The following is a 14,688-nucleotide window of genomic DNA, read 5'->3' on the forward strand; positions in this document are numbered from 1 at the left end:
CAAATACAACACCAGGAGGGCAAATCATGCCTTCAAGCCTCGACCGTACCGACCGCGCCCTGCTCGCGGCCTTGCAGGACAATGCCCGCCTTACCATCTCCGAACTCGCCGATCAGGTTGCGCTGACCACCTCGCCCTGCTGGCGACGGGTCAAGCTGCTGGAGGACAACGGTTATATCACTGGTTACCAGGCCATCTTGTCGCCCAAGTCGCTGGGGTTTGGGGTGACGGCGTTTGTCAGCATCATGATGGATTCGCATACCAAGGATATGGCTTTGGCGTTCGAGCAAAGGCTGATGGAGATTCCCGAGATTGTCGCTTGCCACAACATTTCTGGACGGTATGACTTTCTGCTGGAGATTCTGGCGAGGGACTTGGAGTCGTTTGGGGAATTTACTCGGGAAGTGCTGCAGCGGTTGCCGGGGGTGAAGGAGATTTATTCTAGTTTTTCCTATAAGGCGGTCAAGGAAAAACGAGTCATTCCGGTATCAGAAATACACATCTGAAAAGCCACACCATAAATAACGATCTCCGAACCACTAAAATCAGAGCAAAGCATGCAGTTTGGAGATCGGCAAGACCTAATTCACCGCTATAACTTTATGGGTAATCATGAGGGATTTCAATGAGCGGATCAGGAATGGGAGGGTAAACATGAGGATATATTTTAGGTTTGCGAGGCAGTCGTCCTGGCGCATAACCATGTCGCGCCCATCGAACCTCCCCATTGCGGCCATCAAAAATTAGAATATTTCCGGTATCGGTAACCTTCAGGTAATTATTTTCCCAATATGACCTATCCAGCGTCTCCGTGCTCTGAGCGGACCATATCCTATCTCGTGATGGATCATACAAAAACCCTGAATTACTCACGACAAACTGAAGTGGTTCACGAGAGCGATTACGGAACGTAGAACTGTATGGCTGCGTATGGTCAGCGACCCAAACTACCGAACCAGCATCCTCCAAAACCAGATTACCATCGCTTCTAAGACGAAGTACGAACCTTCCGTTATCAGATTTTATGAAATGCCCCGCCCGCATGGCTTGGTTGGGAGGAAGCAATACCCCTCCAGACCCTTGAAAAGGCTGATATTGAATCTGTTTATACTTGCTTTTTCCCATGACAAAAGTCCTATTCAGATAGATGGCAGCTACCACTCAATTAGTGGTACGCACTCATCATCTACAAATGCAATCCATAGTAGCACCCAGAAAAAATTCCCACTTCAATCATGAGAAAAAATTCTTACAACAAAAATAGAATACACCCACGCACAACTATCACATTTCGCATTGCAAAATTAGCCATAATTCCCAAGACATTACAAGAGTCTAACCGACAGGCATAACAACATCAAACACACCAAACAACGCCCCAAAAATGACGTTGCCACACATAAACTCGAGCACTGTATGAAACAGCTACTAGCAGCCGTTACACTCATATTATCCGGATGCACAGGCGAGATGCCTCTACTACTTCCCAACAGGCAAGAAATGAAATTTCAGTGCGACATGGACCCTTACAAACAGGGCTGCGAACGCCAGATGGATTATCAAGAGCACCGTCGCTGGATCAAGAAACCAACGACCTGAAGCTATGGCACACATGTAAACCGAAGAGCAAATCAGCATGCTCCCAGATCCAATTGAGCAGGGTCATGCTACAGCAAATAATTAACCCAACATGGATTATCCTAAACGTAAGTAGAAGCCGCCTTGCGGTTTAAGCACCTCGAATACCCCCCACTCAACCACCGAAATGATGAGCTCACCATCAAACAAGAGATAAACACTGACATGGCATTCCCGCTACCCAACCACATCGCAAAGAACCTGGAAAATCAAACTTACCGTAACTTCGACGATTTCTCCCAAGCCTTCTGGCTGGCCATAGCCGAGGATCCGGTCTACTCCCAACAATTCGTTACCTCGCAACTCAACCGCATCAAGCAAGGCTGGCCACCCCGCGCGCCCTTCAGTGAAACCGCCAAAGGCGTGCGCAACTATCAGATCTGCCACCTCGACCCACCCACCCTGGGCGGTGCGATGTACGACGCTGAAAACCTGAGAATCATGAGTGCCCTGCAGTACGCGCTGTCTTCGGAGGCGGAATGGTGATCAGTCAAAAGCACAGCCTCGCCGACTACACCTGCGCAGAATTTCGGGGCGTGGTCGAGGAACTGCTCCAGGCAACTGGAACTTCAGCCTGGCAGGACCAATTATTGGAGCACTTTATCGACATGGCCGAACACCCGGACGGCTCCGACCTCCTCTATTACCCGGCAAACGAAATGGAGGGCTGTGCAGTGGGCGTGATCGCACGCATCATCGCCTGGCGAAAATCAAAGGGACTTCCCCTGTTCAAGGACGTGCAATGAACAAGTCTGTATGGGTATTGATGCTGCTTCTATCCGGTTGCGCCGACGGCAGGATCCTCATTCTGCCTAATCTGCAGGAGCAGAAATTCGCCTGCGACATGGATCCTTACAAACAAGGATGCGAACGCCATAGTGATTATGACCGGCACTACAAGTCCATCGAGGACAAGAAGGGTTAGATAGCTCAGAACACTGTTTAGTAATGCTTGATATCGGCGCATGCCAATGGGTTTGCAAAATTAAATCCAAAACAAAAAACCCCGCCGAAGCGGGGTTTTTCACAAGCATCAATACTTAGATCGCGCCACGCTGACGCAGCACATCCAGCACCTGCTTCACGCCTTCATCAACGCTGGTGTTCTGGGTATCGATCACCAGGTCGGCATCCAGCGGCACATCGAACGGGAAGCTTTCACCCGGGATGTTGTCGCCACCAGCTGCATACAGGCCCTGCGGGTCACGCTCGCGGCACGCCAGCGGCGAGGCCTGAACGTAAACGGTCACCAGGCGCTCCTTGCCGATCAGTGCCTTGGCCTGTTCGCGGCCTTCGGCATCCGGGGCGACGAACGCAGCCAGGGTCAGCAGGCCGGCTTCGTTGAACTGGCGCGCCACATGGGCGGCGCGACGCCAGTTCTCGGTACGGCCGGCGCGGTCCTGTGGCAGGCCCTTGTTCAGGTCGTGGCGCAGGTTCTGGCCATCGAGCACGTACACCGCACGGCCCATGTCGAACAGCTTGCGCTCGACGGCGTAGGCCAGGGTGCTCTTGCCAGCGCCGGACAGGCCGCTGAACAGCACGGTTGCAGGCTGCTGGCCGAAGCGCAGGGCGCGCTCTTCGGTGGCCACGTGCGCCTGCTTGCCATGCTGGCCGGTGCTGCCGTGCGGCAGGACTGGCGGCGCGATGATCATGCCGGCGCCGACGGTGCCGTTGGTCAGGCGGTCGATGACGATGAACGCGCCGGTGGTGCGGTTGCTGTCGTAACCGTCCAGGGCGATCGAGGCGTCCAGGGCAACCTTGACGCGGCCAATCTCGTTCAGTTGCAGCGCGCTGGCAGCGCCCTGCTCCAGGGTGTTCACATCGACCTTGTGGGTGATGCTGGCAATCGAGCCCGGCACATAGCTGGTGGCGCGCTTGATGTCGTATTTCTTGCCCGGGAGCATCGGCTCCTCGGCCATCCACACCAGCATCGCGTCGAACTGGTCAGTGACTGGCGGCACGTTATCGGCGTGCACCAGCAGGTCGCCACGGGAGATGTCGATCTCGTCTTCCATGGTCAGGGTCACGGCCTGGCCTGGGCCGGCGTTCTCCAGCTCACCTTCGAAGGTGACGATGGACTTGACCCGGCTGCTCTTGCCCGACGGCAGCACCACCACTTCGTCACCCTTGTGCACCACGCCGCTGGCGAGGGTGCCGGCGAAGCCGCGGAAGTTCAGGTTCGGACGGTTGACGTACTGCACCGGGAAGCGCAGGTCGGTGAAGTTGCGGTCAGCCGCAACCTCGACGGTTTCAAGGATTTCCATCAACGTCGGGCCGGCGTACCACGGCGACTGCTCGCTGTGGTTGACCACGTTGTCGCCCTTGAGCGCCGACATCGGCACGAAGTGCAGGCTGCTCGGCTTCAGGTTGATGGCATCGGCGAACTTCAGGTAGTCGGCCTTGATCGACTCGAACACGCCTTCATCGAAGCCTTTGAGGTCCATCTTGTTGACCGCGACCACGATGTGCTTGATGCCCAGCAAGGATGCGATGTAGCTGTGGCGACGGGTCTGGGTCTGCACACCGTAGCGGGCATCGACCAGGATGATCGCCAGGTCGCAGGTGGACGCGCCGGTGGCCATGTTGCGGGTGTACTGCTCGTGGCCCGGGGTGTCGGCGATGATGAACTTGCGCTTGGCGGTGGAGAAGTAGCGGTAGGCGACATCGATGGTGATGCCCTGCTCGCGCTCGGCCTGCAGGCCGTCGACCAGCAGCGCCAGGTCGACTTCTTCGCCGGTGGTGCCGACTTTCTTCGAATCACGGGTGATGGCCTCGAGGTGGTCCTCGTAGATCATCTTCGAGTCGTGCAGCAGGCGCCCGATCAGGGTGCTCTTGCCATCGTCGACGTTGCCGCAGGTCAGGAAGCGCAGCAGTTCCTTGCGCTCGTGCTGGGCCAGGTAGGCGAGGATGTCCTCGCTGATCAGATCAGATTGGTGCGACATGGAGTAACCCTGAAATTAGAAGTAGCCTTGGCGTTTCTTGTCTTCCATGGAACCGGCGCCATCGTGATCGATGACACGGCCCTGGCGTTCGGACGTACGGGTCAGGAGCATTTCCTGAATGATGTCCGTCAGGGTCTCGGCTTCCGACTCGACAGCGCCCGTCAGCGGGTAGCAGCCGAGGGTACGGAAACGCACCTTCTTCTTGACGATGCGCGCCTTCTCTTCCTCGGACAGGTGCTCGAGGATGCGCTCGTCGTCGATCATGATCAGGGTGCCGTTCTTCTCGATCACTTCACGCTCGGCGGCGAAGTACAGCGGCACGATCGGGATGCCTTCGAGGTAGATGTACTGCCAGATGTCCAGCTCGGTCCAGTTCGACAGCGGGAACACGCGGATCGACTCGCCCTTGTTGACCTTGCCGTTGTACACGTTCCACAGCTCCGGGCGCTGGTTCTTCGGGTCCCAGCGGTGCTTGCTGTCACGGAACGAGTACACGCGCTCCTTGGCCCGCGACTTCTCTTCGTCGCGGCGCGCGCCACCGAAGGCGGCGTCGAAACCATGCTTGTCCAGCGCCTGCTTGAGGCCCTGGGTCTTCATGATGTCGGTGTGCTTGGAGCTGCCATGGGTGAACGGGTTGATACCCTGCGCCACACCCTCGGGGTTGACATGGGTGATCAGCTCCAGGCCCATTTCCTCGACCATCTTGTCGCGGAAGCTGTACATCTCCTGGAATTTCCACTGGGTGTCGACGTGCATCACCGGGAACGGCAGCTTGCCCGGGAAGAAAGCCTTGCGCGCCAGGTGCAGCATCACGGCGGAATCCTTGCCGATCGAGTACAGCATCACCGGGTTATCGAACTCGGCGGCCACCTCGCGGATGATGTGGATGCTCTCCGCCTCCAGCTGTTTCAAGTGCGTCAGTTTGTCGACCATGGCTACTCACGAAAAAACACGAAAAACGATCTTATGGACGGCCTGCGGGCCGTGTTCGAGCGAGCCACTTTATCACAGCGGCTGCTTCTATTTAGGAGGCGGGCTAGATCGAAAAAGTCTAACGATATGACTGGGGGTTTGGGCTGGCAGGCCCGGCCCTTTCGCGGGTAAACCCGCTCCCACAGGCTCGGTGCGATCCCTGTGGGAGCGGGTTTACCCGCGAAGCAGGCGACACCGATGTCAGATGGGATTCGGGCAATCGATGAACAGGTGCTCCAGGGCGAAGCGCCGCGCCAGGTAATCGCCCAGCGCCTGCACCCCATACCGCTCGGTGGCATGGTGCCCCGCGGCAACGAAGCTGACCCCGTTCTCCCGGGCACTGTGATAGGTCTGTTCGGACGCCTCGCCAGTGAGGTACAAGTCCACCCCCGCCGCAATCGCCGTATCGATGTAGCCCTGCCCGCCCCCGGTGCACCAGCCGACCCGGCGGATCATCTGGTCGCCCTCGACCAGCAACGGCTCACGCCCGAGCACTTCCTGCACCCGCCGGGCGAAGTCACGTGCAGTCACAGGCTCGGCCAGCGAGCCGACCAGCCCGACCACCTTGGGGTTTTCCGGGTCCAGTGGCCCTTCGACGGTGATATCCAGCTGCCGCGCCAGCTGCACGTTGTTGCCAACTTCAGGGTGAACATCCAGCGGCAGATGAAACGCCAGCAGGCTGATGTCGTGCTTGAGCAAGGTCTTCAGGCGGCGCTGACGGATCCCGGTAACGCACGGGTTCTCGCCTTTCCAGAAGTAACCATGGTGCACCAGGATCAGGTCGGCCTCGGCCTCGACTGCGGCATCCAGCAAGGCCTGGCTGGCGGTGACGCCGCTGACGATGCGGCTGACCTGCGGCCGGCCCTCGACCTGCAGGCCATTGGGGCAGTAATCCTGGATCTTCGCGCTGCCCAGGTAGCGTTCGGCTTCCTCGACCAGGGTGTTGAGTGCGACGGCCATGAAAATCTCCTCGAAATCTGCGTTCTTCTCGGGCGCAACGCCTGCAGAACGCCCGTATAATGCCGGCCATTATGGGCCGTCGCCGGCATCGGGGGAACCGGTGTATGATCGCGCGCGCTCATGCCCCACTGCGCGGCCACCGGCCCCCGCTCTTTCCAGGACTCGTTCATGTTCAAGGCTTTGCGTTACTTTGGCTGGCCCCTGCTCACCGGTATTCTGATCGCCGTACTGATCATCCAGCGCTACCCGGAATGGGTCGGTCTGCCCAGCCAGGACGTCAACCTGCAGCAAGCCCCGCAAACCACGCGGATCATGCAGGGCCCGGTGTCCTACGCCGACGCCGTGACCCTCGCCGCCCCGGCCGTGGTCAACCTGTACACCACCAAAGTGGTGAACAAGACCGCGCACCCGCTCTTCGAAGACCCGCAGTTCCGCCGCTTCTTCGGTGACAACCTGCCCAAGCAGCGCCGTTGGGAGTCGAGCTTGGGCTCGGCGGTGATCATGAGCCCCGAGGGCTATCTGCTGACCAACAACCACGTCACCAGCGGCGCCGACCAGATCGTCGTGGCCCTGAAGGACGGCCGGGAAACCCTGGCGCGGGTGATCGGCAGCGACCCGGAAACCGACCTGGCGGTGTTGAAGATCGACCTGAAGAACCTGCCAGCCATCACCATCGGCCGCTCCGACAACATCCACATCGGCGATGTGGTGCTGGCCATCGGCAACCCGTTCGGCGTTGGCCAGACCGTGACCATGGGCATCATCAGTGCCACCGGCCGCAACCAGCTGGGCCTGAACAACTACGAAGATTTCATCCAGACCGACGCGGCGATCAACCCGGGCAACTCCGGTGGTGCGCTGGTCGACGCCAATGGCAACCTGGTCGGCATCAACACCGCGATCTTCTCCAAGTCCGGTGGTTCCCAGGGCATCGGCTTCGCCATTCCGATCAAGCTGGCGCTGGAAGTGATGAAATCGATCGTCGAACACGGCCAGGTGATTCGCGGCTGGCTGGGCATCGAGGTGCAACCGTTGAGCCAGGAACTGGCTGAATCGTTCGGCATGCAGGGCCGCCCAGGCATCGTGGTAGCCGGCATCTTCCGCGACGGCCCGGCGCAGAAGGCCGGGTTGCAGCTGGGTGACGTGATCCTGAGCATCAACGGCGAACCGGCAGGTGACGGGCGCAAGTCGATGAACCAGGTGGCGCGGATAAAGCCGACCGACAAGATCACCATCGAGGTGATGCGCAATGGTCAGCAGCTGAAGCTGATTGCCGAGGTGGGGCTGCGCCCACCACCGGCGCCTGCTGCCAACCCGGAAGATAATTAAGGTTTAAATTGGGGCTGCTTTGCAGCCCCAATAGCATCAGTGCAGGATCTGGCTAAGGAACAGCTTGGTCCGGTCACTGCGCGGGCGATCGAAGAAGTCATCCGGCGCCGCCTGCTCGACGATCTCCCCCTTGTCCATGAAGATCACCCGGTTCGCCACGGTGCGGGCAAAGCCCATTTCGTGGGTCACGCAAAGCATGGTCATGCCGTCCTCGGCCAGGCCGACCATGGTGTCGAGCACTTCCTTGACCATTTCCGGGTCCAGCGCCGAGGTCGGTTCGTCGAACAGCATGATCTTCGGCTTCATGCACAGCGCCCGGGCAATCGCCACGCGCTGCTGCTGGCCACCCGACAGCTGCCCCGGGAACTTGTGGGCCTGCTCCGGAATACGCACCCGCTCCAGGTAGTGCATGGCGATTTCCTCGGCCTTGCGCCGGGGCATCTTGCGCACCCACATCGGTGCCAGGGTGCAGTTTTCCAGAATGCTCAGGTGCGGGAACAGGTTGAAGTGCTGGAACACCATGCCCACCTCGCGGCGGATCGCCTCGATCTGCTTGAGGTCGTTGGTCAGTTCCACGCCATCGACCACGATGCGGCCCTGCTGGTGCTCTTCCAGGCGGTTGAGGCAGCGGATGGTGGTCGACTTGCCGGAACCGGACGGGCCACACAGGACGATGCGCTCGCCCTGGCGCACGTTCAGGTTGATGTCCTTGAGCACATGGAACTGGCCGTACCACTTGTTCACGCCCTGCATCTGGATGATGCCTTCGGGGCCGGCAGGCTGCTTGATCGCTTCACTCATTTCGAAACTCCTAACGCTTGTGGCCAGTGTCCAGCTTGCGCTCCAGGTGCATGGAGTAGCGGGACATACCGAAACAGAAAATCCAGAACACCAGGGCGGCGAACACATAGCCCTCGGTGGCCATGCCCAGCCAGGCCGGGTCGGCAGCGGCTTGCTTGACGCTGTTGAGCAGGTCGAACAGGCCGATGATGATCACCAGGCTGGTGTCCTTGAACAGGGCGATGAAGGTATTGACGATGCCGGGGATCACCAGCTTGAGCGCCTGCGGCAGGATCACCAGGCCCATCGCGCGCCAGTAGCCCAGGCCCATGGCCGCGGCGGCTTCGTACTGGCCCTTGGGGATGGCCTGCAGACCGCCGCGGACCACCTCGGCGACGTACGCCGACTGGAACAGGATCACCCCGATCATCGCCCGCAGCAGCTTGTCGAAGCTCATGCCTTCCGGCAGGAACAACGGCAGCATCACCGACGACATGAACAGCACGGTGATCAGCGGCACGCCACGCCAGAACTCGATGAAGGTCACGCAGACCACCTTCACCGCCGGCATCTTCGAGCGCCGCCCAAGGGCCAGCAGAATACCCAGCGGCAAGGCGCCGACGATCCCCACGGTGGCGATCACCAGGGTCAGCATCAGGCCGCCCCACTGGCTGGTGGCGACGTTGCTCAGGCCCAGTACGCCGCCGTGCAGCAAGGTGTAGGCGAGGACCGGGTACAGCACCAGGAAGCCCAGGCCGTAGAAGGCCTTGCGCGGGAAGCGCTTGATGAACAGCGGCGCCGCGCCAAGCACAGCCAGCCACACGGTGAGGTCCACGCGCCAGCGCAGCTCGACCGGGTAGTAGCCGTACATGAACTGGCCGAAGCGCTGCTGCACGAACACCCAGCAGGCGCCCTCTTTGGTGCAGTCGGCACGGGTGGTGCCGACCCAGTTGGCGTCGATGAACGCCCACTGCACCAGCGGTGGCACGATCAGCCACACCAGGTACACGGCGAACAGGGTCAGCAAGGTGTTGAGCCAGCTGGAGAACAGGTTTGCACGCATCCATGCGAGCACGCCGACGGTTTTCACCGGTGGCGGCATGTCGGGTTTGAAAACATGGGCATTCACGGGCGTATCCTCACCGCTCGATCAGCGCGATGCGCTTGTTGTACCAGTTCATCAGCAGCGAAATGCTGATGCTGATGGCGAGATAGACACTCATGGTGATGGCGATCACCTCGATGGCCTGGCCGGTCTGGTTGAGCACGGTACCGGCGAACAGCGAGACCATCTCCGGGTAGCCGATACCGGCCGCCAGCGACGAGTTCTTCGCCAGGTTCAGGTATTGGCTGGTCAGCGGCGGAATGATCACCCGCAGTGCCTGGGGGATGATCACCTTGCGCAGCGTCGGGCCATCGCGCAGGCCGAGCGAGTGGGCCGCCTCGGTCTGGCCGTGGCTCACCGAACGAATGCCCGAACGCACGATCTCGGCAATGAAGGCCGCCGTGTAGATGGTCAATGCCAGGGTCAGCGCCAGCAGCTCAGGGATCAACACCCAGCCGCCGACGAAGTTGAAGCCCTTGAGCTGCGGCACTTCCCAGTGCACCGGGCTGCCGAACAGCAGCGCGCAGGCGCCTGGAATGGCGATGAGCAGCGCCAGCCCCACCCAGAACTTGTGGAACGGCTCGCCGGTTTCGTCGAAACGCTTGTTGGCGTAGCGCACCATCGCCACGATCGCCACCAGTGCCAGCACCACGGCGAGCACGAACGGCCAGAAGCCATCGGCCATCGAGGCGCCGGGCATGTTCAGGCCACGGTTGCTGATGAAGAAGGTGTCATTGATGTTGATGCTGCCCCTTGGCCCCGGCAGGGTCAGGAACACCGCGAAGTACCAGAACAGGATCTGCAGCAGCGGCGGGATGTTGCGGAAGGTTTCCACGTACACAGTCGCCAGCTTGCTGATCATCCAGTTTGGCGACAGCCGCGCCACGCCGATGATGAAGCCGAGGACCGTCGCCAGGATCACGCCAATGAACGTCACCAGCAGGGTATTGAGCAGGCCGATGACGAACACCCGCGCATAGCTGTCGGACTCCACGTAGGGAATCAGGTGCTGGGCGATGCCGAAACCGGCGCTACGCTCGAGAAAGTCGAAACCCGAGGTAATGCCCCGGTGTTGCAGGTTGGTCTGGGTGTTGTGGAACAGATACCAGCCCAGGCCCACCACGAAGACTATCGTGAGAATCTGGAACAGCCAGGCGCGCACACGCGGGTCGTTCAGGGACAGCCCCTTGGGTGCGCCAATTTGATTTTGCATGAAGTGCCCCGAAAAATAGGGATTCGAACAACCTGCGGCGGCGGGATGCCGCCGCAGGGTGCAGCCATCAGCGCACAGGTGGCGCGTACTGGATGCCGCCGTTGTTCCACAGGGCGTTCATGCCACGGTCGATCTTCAGGTCGGTGCTCTGGCCCAGGTTCTTCTCGAACACTTCGCCGTAGTTGCCGACTTGCTTGACGATCTGCACTACCCAGTCTTTGGGCAGCTTGAGGTCCTTGCCATATTCACCGTCCGCGCCCAGCAGGCGGGCGACGTCCGGGTTCTTGGTGGACTTGGCCTCGGCCTCGACGTTCTTCGAGGTGATGCCGGCCTCTTCGGCGTTGAGCATGGCGAACAGGGTCCACTTGACGATGCTGAACCAGTCTTCGTCGCCTTTACGCACCACTGGGCCCAGCGGTTCCTTGGAGATGGTTTCCGGCAGTACCACGTAGTCGGTCGGCGCGGCCAGCTTGGAGCGCTGGGCGAATAGCTGAGACTTGTCCGAGGTCAGCACGTCGCAACGGCCGGACTCCAGCGACTTGGCGCTTTCGTCGGAGGTGTCGAAGGTGATCGGGGTGTACTTCAGGCCATTGGCACGGAAGAAGTCCGACACGTTCAGTTCGGTGGTGGTACCGGCCTGGATGCAGATGGTCGCGCCGTCCAGTTCCTTCGCGCTGGAAACACCGAGCTTCTTGTTGACCAGGAAGCCAACGCCGTCGTAGTAAGTGACACCGGCGAACACCAGGCCCATGCCGGCATCGCGCGAGCTGGTCCAGGTGGTGTTGCGCGACAGCACGTCGACCTCGCCCGACTGCAGGGCGGTGAAGCGTTCCTTGGCGTTGAGCTGGCTGAACTTGACCTTGCTTGCGTCGCCGAACACAGCGGCGGCCACGGCGCGGCAGACGTCGGCGTCGATACCGACGATCTTGCCCTGCGCATCAGGGACCGAGAAGCCTGGAAGACCGTCGCTCACGCCACACTGGACGAAGCCCTTCTTCTTTACCGCATCGAGGGTGGCGCCGGCCTGGGCGGTGCTCACGGCGCCCAGTGCAGCGGCAGCGGTCAGGACTGCCAGGGTGGTTTTCAACATCTTCATTCACAACCTCCAAATCGCTCTTGTTGTATGAGCCGGAATTGCACCGCACCCTTATGAGGCGTATCCGACCCGTGTTGGCTTGTTCTTGGGTCAATTGGCGCAATGGGCTGTTCTGTGACAGCCTTCGCGTGCAAAGGGTGTTACCGTCACGACCTGCCCTTTGCATCGAATGAAGAATTGCAAAGCGCGTACCAGATTTGTTGGCTGTAGCGTTTAAGCGATCGTCAAGTAGGGAAAGTTGTATCGTTGCGACATTCTTTTTCTGACAATCAATTGCAGCGCCTTCTTTTCACGCACGCCATAACAAGACCCGCACTCTTTCGGAGCAGTCATGACCAACCCGCTGATTCTCGAACCCCAGAAAACCGCTGACGCCTGTGTGATCTGGTTGCACGGTTTGGGTGCCGACCGTTACGACTTCCTACCTGTGGCCGAATTCATGCAGGAACGCCTGCTCAGCACCCGCTTCGTCATGCCCCAGGCGCCGACCCGCCCGGTGACCATCAACGGCGGCTACGCCATGCCCAGCTGGTATGACATCAAGGCCATGACCCCGGCCCGCGCCATCGACGAAGCGCAGCTGGAAGAATCGGCCGAGCAGATCATCGGCCTGATCAAGGCCGAGCAGGCCAAGGGCATCAACCTGTCGCGGATCTTCCTCGCCGGCTTCTCCCAGGGCGGCGCGGTAGTCCTGCACACTGCCTATATAAAGTGGCAGGAAGCGCTGGGCGGCGTGATCGCCCTGTCCACCTACGCCCCAACCTTCACCGACAGCCACCAGCTGAGCGCCTGCCAGCAACGCACCCCGGCCCTGTGCCTGCACGGTGTGCACGACCCGGTGGTGATTCCGTCCATGGGCCGTACCGCATTCGAATACCTCAACACCTGGGGTGTCGCCGCACGCTGGCACGAATACCCGATGGAGCACGAAGTGGTGGTCGAGGAACTGAGCGATATCCACGACTGGCTGAGCAAGCAATTGCAATAAGCCAACCCCATCTGTAGTTGTGGGAGTTTTCCGCTACGCCGCGCCCAGATCTTGCATTACACTGCCCGGCGTACATTCCTTAACCAGTTGATGAGACGACCGTGCTCAAGGCACTCAAGAAAATATTCGGCAAAGGAGACGCCGCGCCACAGGCCGTCGCTCCTGCTGCCAGCGTGACGCCAGCGGCGCCCGCCCCCACTGCAGAGGCCCGGCCCGAACCGAAACCGGCCGCGCCCCGCGCCAAGCCCGCCGCTAAGGCAGAAGCACCCGCCGACGCCCCAGCGCCTGCCGACAAGCCGGCCAAGGACAAACCACGTCGCGAACGCAAGCCCAAGCCCCAGGCGAGCCTGTGGAAGCCGGAAGACTTCGTGGTCGAGCCGCAGGAAGGCAAGACCCGTTTCCACGACTTCAAGCTCTCCAACGAGCTGATGCACGCCATCCACGACCTCGGTTTCCCTTACTGCACCCCGATCCAGGCGCAGGTGCTGGGTTACACCCTGGCTGGCCAGGACGCCATCGGCCGCGCCCAGACCGGTACTGGCAAGACGGCGGCGTTCCTGATTTCGATCATTTCCCAGCTGCAGCAGACGCCGCCGCCGAAAGAGCGCTACATGGGCGAGCCGCGCGCGCTGATCATCGCGCCAACCCGCGAGCTGGTGGTGCAGATCGCCAAGGACGCCGTCGCCCTGACCAAGTACACCGGCCTGAACGTGATGAGCTTCGTCGGTGGCATGGACTTCGACAAGCAGCTCAAGGCCCTGGAAGCCCGCCACTGCGACATCCTGGTGGCCACTCCCGGCCGTCTGCTGGACTTCAACCAGCGCGGCGAAGTGCACCTGGACATGGTCGAGGTGATGGTGCTGGACGAAGCCGACCGCATGCTCGACATGGGTTTCATCCCCCAGGTCCGGCAGATCATTCGCCAGACCCCACCGAAGAGCGAACGCCAGACCCTGCTGTTCTCCGCCACCTTCACCGACGACGTGATGAACCTGGCCAAGCAGTGGACCACCAACCCGGCGATCGTCGAGATCGAGCCGGAGAACGTCGCCAGCGAAACGGTCGAGCAACACGTGTATGCGGTGGCCGGCAGCGACAAGTACAAGCTTCTGTACAACCTGGTGACCCAGAACAAATGGGAACGGGTGATGGTGTTCGCCAACCGCAAGGACGAGGTGCGGCGCATCGAGGAAAAACTCGTGCGCGACGGCATCAATGCCGCGCAGTTGTCGGGTGACGTGCCGCAGCACAAGCGTATTCGCACCCTGGAAAACTTCCGTGAAGGGCGCATCACCGTGCTGGTGGCGACCGACGTGGCCGGGCGCGGGATTCACATCGATGGCATCAGCCATGTGATCAACTTCACCCTGCCGGAAGACCCGGACGACTACGTGCACCGCATCGGCCGTACGGGCCGTGCCGGTACCAGCGGTGTGTCGATCAGCTTTGCCGGTGAGGATGACTCCTACCAGTTGCCGGCGATCGAAGAGCTGCTGGGGCGCAAGATCAAGTGCGAGATGCCGCCGGATGAGCTGCTGAAGCCGGTGCCGCGCAAACACCACTGACCGGTGCCGGCCTCTTCGCGGAACAAGCCCGCTCCCACAGGTAATGTGCTGGACCTGAGGGCAGCGGGGTACCTGTGGGAGCGGGCTTGCCCGCGAACCG

General features: G+C 60.5%; 14 protein-coding genes. 7 read left to right on the plus strand and 7 right to left on the minus strand.

Annotation, left to right across the window (positions count from 1 at the left end):
• Nucleotides 1-26: 26 nt before the first annotated feature.
• The 4 genes from J7573_RS02445 (at nucleotide 27) to J7573_RS02460 (ending at nucleotide 2,563) form a co-directional block, all read left to right on the plus strand.
• Nucleotides 27-506, plus strand: a complete 480-nt coding sequence (locus tag J7573_RS02445; protein WP_054884646.1) for an Lrp/AsnC family transcriptional regulator — start codon at nucleotides 27-29, stop codon at nucleotides 504-506.
• A gap of 1,216 nt (nucleotides 507-1,722) precedes the next feature.
• Nucleotides 1,723-2,124 (plus strand): S-type pyocin, encoded by a 402-nt coding sequence (locus J7573_RS02450; protein WP_363262949.1) that lies wholly within the window; start codon nucleotides 1,723-1,725, stop codon nucleotides 2,122-2,124.
• Nucleotides 2,118-2,384: a bacteriocin immunity protein gene (locus tag J7573_RS02455; protein WP_294325171.1), complete on the plus strand. Its 267-nt coding sequence runs from the start codon at nucleotides 2,118-2,120 to the stop codon at nucleotides 2,382-2,384. The genes J7573_RS02450 and J7573_RS02455 overlap by 7 nt, the downstream gene beginning before the upstream one ends.
• A complete protein-coding gene (locus J7573_RS02460) occupies nucleotides 2,381-2,563 on the plus strand; it encodes a hypothetical protein (protein WP_294325174.1) in 183 nt (60 codons plus the stop codon). The genes J7573_RS02455 and J7573_RS02460 overlap by 4 nt, the downstream gene beginning before the upstream one ends.
• A 115-nt stretch (nucleotides 2,564-2,678) precedes the next feature.
• Here J7573_RS02460 and cysN read toward each other — a convergent pair whose 3' ends face one another.
• The 3 genes from cysN to J7573_RS02475 form a co-directional block, all read right to left on the minus strand.
• Nucleotides 2,679-4,580, minus strand: a complete 1,902-nt coding sequence (gene cysN, locus J7573_RS02465; protein WP_294325176.1) for a sulfate adenylyltransferase subunit CysN — start codon at nucleotides 4,578-4,580, stop codon at nucleotides 2,679-2,681.
• Nucleotides 4,581-4,595: 15 nt separating this feature from the next.
• The gene (gene cysD / locus J7573_RS02470; protein WP_003251799.1) at nucleotides 4,596-5,513 is read right to left on the minus strand and encodes a sulfate adenylyltransferase subunit CysD; all 918 of its coding nucleotides are present in this window, start codon (nucleotides 5,511-5,513) and stop codon (nucleotides 4,596-4,598) included.
• A gap of 240 nt (nucleotides 5,514-5,753) precedes the next feature.
• The gene (locus J7573_RS02475; protein WP_152954828.1) at nucleotides 5,754-6,512 is read right to left on the minus strand and encodes a Nif3-like dinuclear metal center hexameric protein; all 759 of its coding nucleotides are present in this window, start codon (nucleotides 6,510-6,512) and stop codon (nucleotides 5,754-5,756) included.
• A gap of 168 nt (nucleotides 6,513-6,680) precedes the next feature.
• On the opposite strand from J7573_RS02475, the gene algW reads away from it, so the two are divergent.
• The gene (algW, locus tag J7573_RS02480; RefSeq protein ID WP_294325209.1) at nucleotides 6,681-7,841 is read left to right on the plus strand and encodes a Do family serine endopeptidase AlgW; all 1,161 of its coding nucleotides are present in this window, start codon (nucleotides 6,681-6,683) and stop codon (nucleotides 7,839-7,841) included.
• 36 nt (nucleotides 7,842-7,877) lie between these two features.
• On the opposite strand, the gene J7573_RS02485 is transcribed toward algW, so the two are convergent.
• From J7573_RS02485 to J7573_RS02500, 4 genes are all read right to left on the minus strand, one after another.
• A complete protein-coding gene (locus J7573_RS02485) occupies nucleotides 7,878-8,642 on the minus strand; it encodes an amino acid ABC transporter ATP-binding protein (protein ID WP_027918029.1) in 765 nt (254 codons plus the stop codon).
• Between the two features lie 10 nt (nucleotides 8,643-8,652).
• Nucleotides 8,653-9,750 carry an amino acid ABC transporter permease gene (locus J7573_RS02490; protein ID WP_294325211.1) on the minus strand — a complete coding sequence of 366 codons (1,098 nt, stop codon included), beginning with the start codon at nucleotides 9,748-9,750 and terminating at the stop codon, nucleotides 8,653-8,655.
• A gap of 10 nt (nucleotides 9,751-9,760) precedes the next feature.
• Complete coding sequence (locus J7573_RS02495; protein ID WP_294325213.1) at nucleotides 9,761-10,939, minus strand: amino acid ABC transporter permease; 1,179 nt, start codon at nucleotides 10,937-10,939, stop codon at nucleotides 9,761-9,763.
• A 67-nt stretch (nucleotides 10,940-11,006) separates the two neighbouring features.
• Entirely contained in the window at nucleotides 11,007-12,035 is a 1,029-nt protein-coding gene (locus tag J7573_RS02500; protein ID WP_294325215.1) for an amino acid ABC transporter substrate-binding protein, read from the minus strand.
• 331 nt (nucleotides 12,036-12,366) lie between these two features.
• On the opposite strand from J7573_RS02500, the gene J7573_RS02505 reads away from it, so the two are divergent.
• Nucleotides 12,367-13,023, plus strand: coding sequence for an alpha/beta fold hydrolase (locus J7573_RS02505; RefSeq protein ID WP_294325217.1), 657 nt, complete (start codon nucleotides 12,367-12,369; stop codon nucleotides 13,021-13,023).
• A gap of 101 nt (nucleotides 13,024-13,124) precedes the next feature.
• A complete protein-coding gene (gene rhlB / locus J7573_RS02510) occupies nucleotides 13,125-14,588 on the plus strand; it encodes an ATP-dependent RNA helicase RhlB (protein WP_294325218.1) in 1,464 nt (487 codons plus the stop codon).
• The last annotated feature ends 100 nt before the right edge of the window (nucleotides 14,589-14,688 follow it).

Origin of the sequence: Pseudomonas sp. (genome assembly GCF_017744435.1) — a bacterium.
GTDB lineage: Bacteria > Pseudomonadota > Gammaproteobacteria > Pseudomonadales > Pseudomonadaceae > Aquipseudomonas.

Bases quoted from the DNA above. Each gene is read 5' to 3' on its own strand.
- J7573_RS02455 (WP_294325171.1), top strand. From the start codon at position 2,118: ATGGTGATCAGTCAAAAGCACAGCCTCGCCGACTACACCTGCGCAGAA.
- J7573_RS02505 (WP_294325217.1), top strand. From the start codon at position 12,367: ATGACCAACCCGCTGATTCTCGAACCCCAGAAAACCGCTGACGCCTGT.
- cysD (WP_003251799.1), bottom strand. From the start codon at position 5,513: ATGGTCGACAAACTGACGCACTTGAAACAGCTGGAGGCGGAGAGCATC.
- J7573_RS02500 (WP_294325215.1), bottom strand. From the start codon at position 12,035: ATGAAGATGTTGAAAACCACCCTGGCAGTCCTGACCGCTGCCGCTGCA.
- J7573_RS02460 (WP_294325174.1), top strand. From the start codon at position 2,381: ATGAACAAGTCTGTATGGGTATTGATGCTGCTTCTATCCGGTTGCGCC.
- algW (WP_294325209.1), top strand. From the start codon at position 6,681: ATGTTCAAGGCTTTGCGTTACTTTGGCTGGCCCCTGCTCACCGGTATT.
- J7573_RS02495 (WP_294325213.1), bottom strand. From the start codon at position 10,939: ATGCAAAATCAAATTGGCGCACCCAAGGGGCTGTCCCTGAACGACCCG.
- cysN (WP_294325176.1), bottom strand. From the start codon at position 4,580: ATGTCGCACCAATCTGATCTGATCAGCGAGGACATCCTCGCCTACCTG.
- J7573_RS02475 (WP_152954828.1), bottom strand. From the start codon at position 6,512: ATGGCCGTCGCACTCAACACCCTGGTCGAGGAAGCCGAACGCTACCTG.
- J7573_RS02485 (WP_027918029.1), bottom strand. From the start codon at position 8,642: ATGAGTGAAGCGATCAAGCAGCCTGCCGGCCCCGAAGGCATCATCCAG.
- J7573_RS02445 (WP_054884646.1), top strand. From the start codon at position 27: ATGCCTTCAAGCCTCGACCGTACCGACCGCGCCCTGCTCGCGGCCTTG.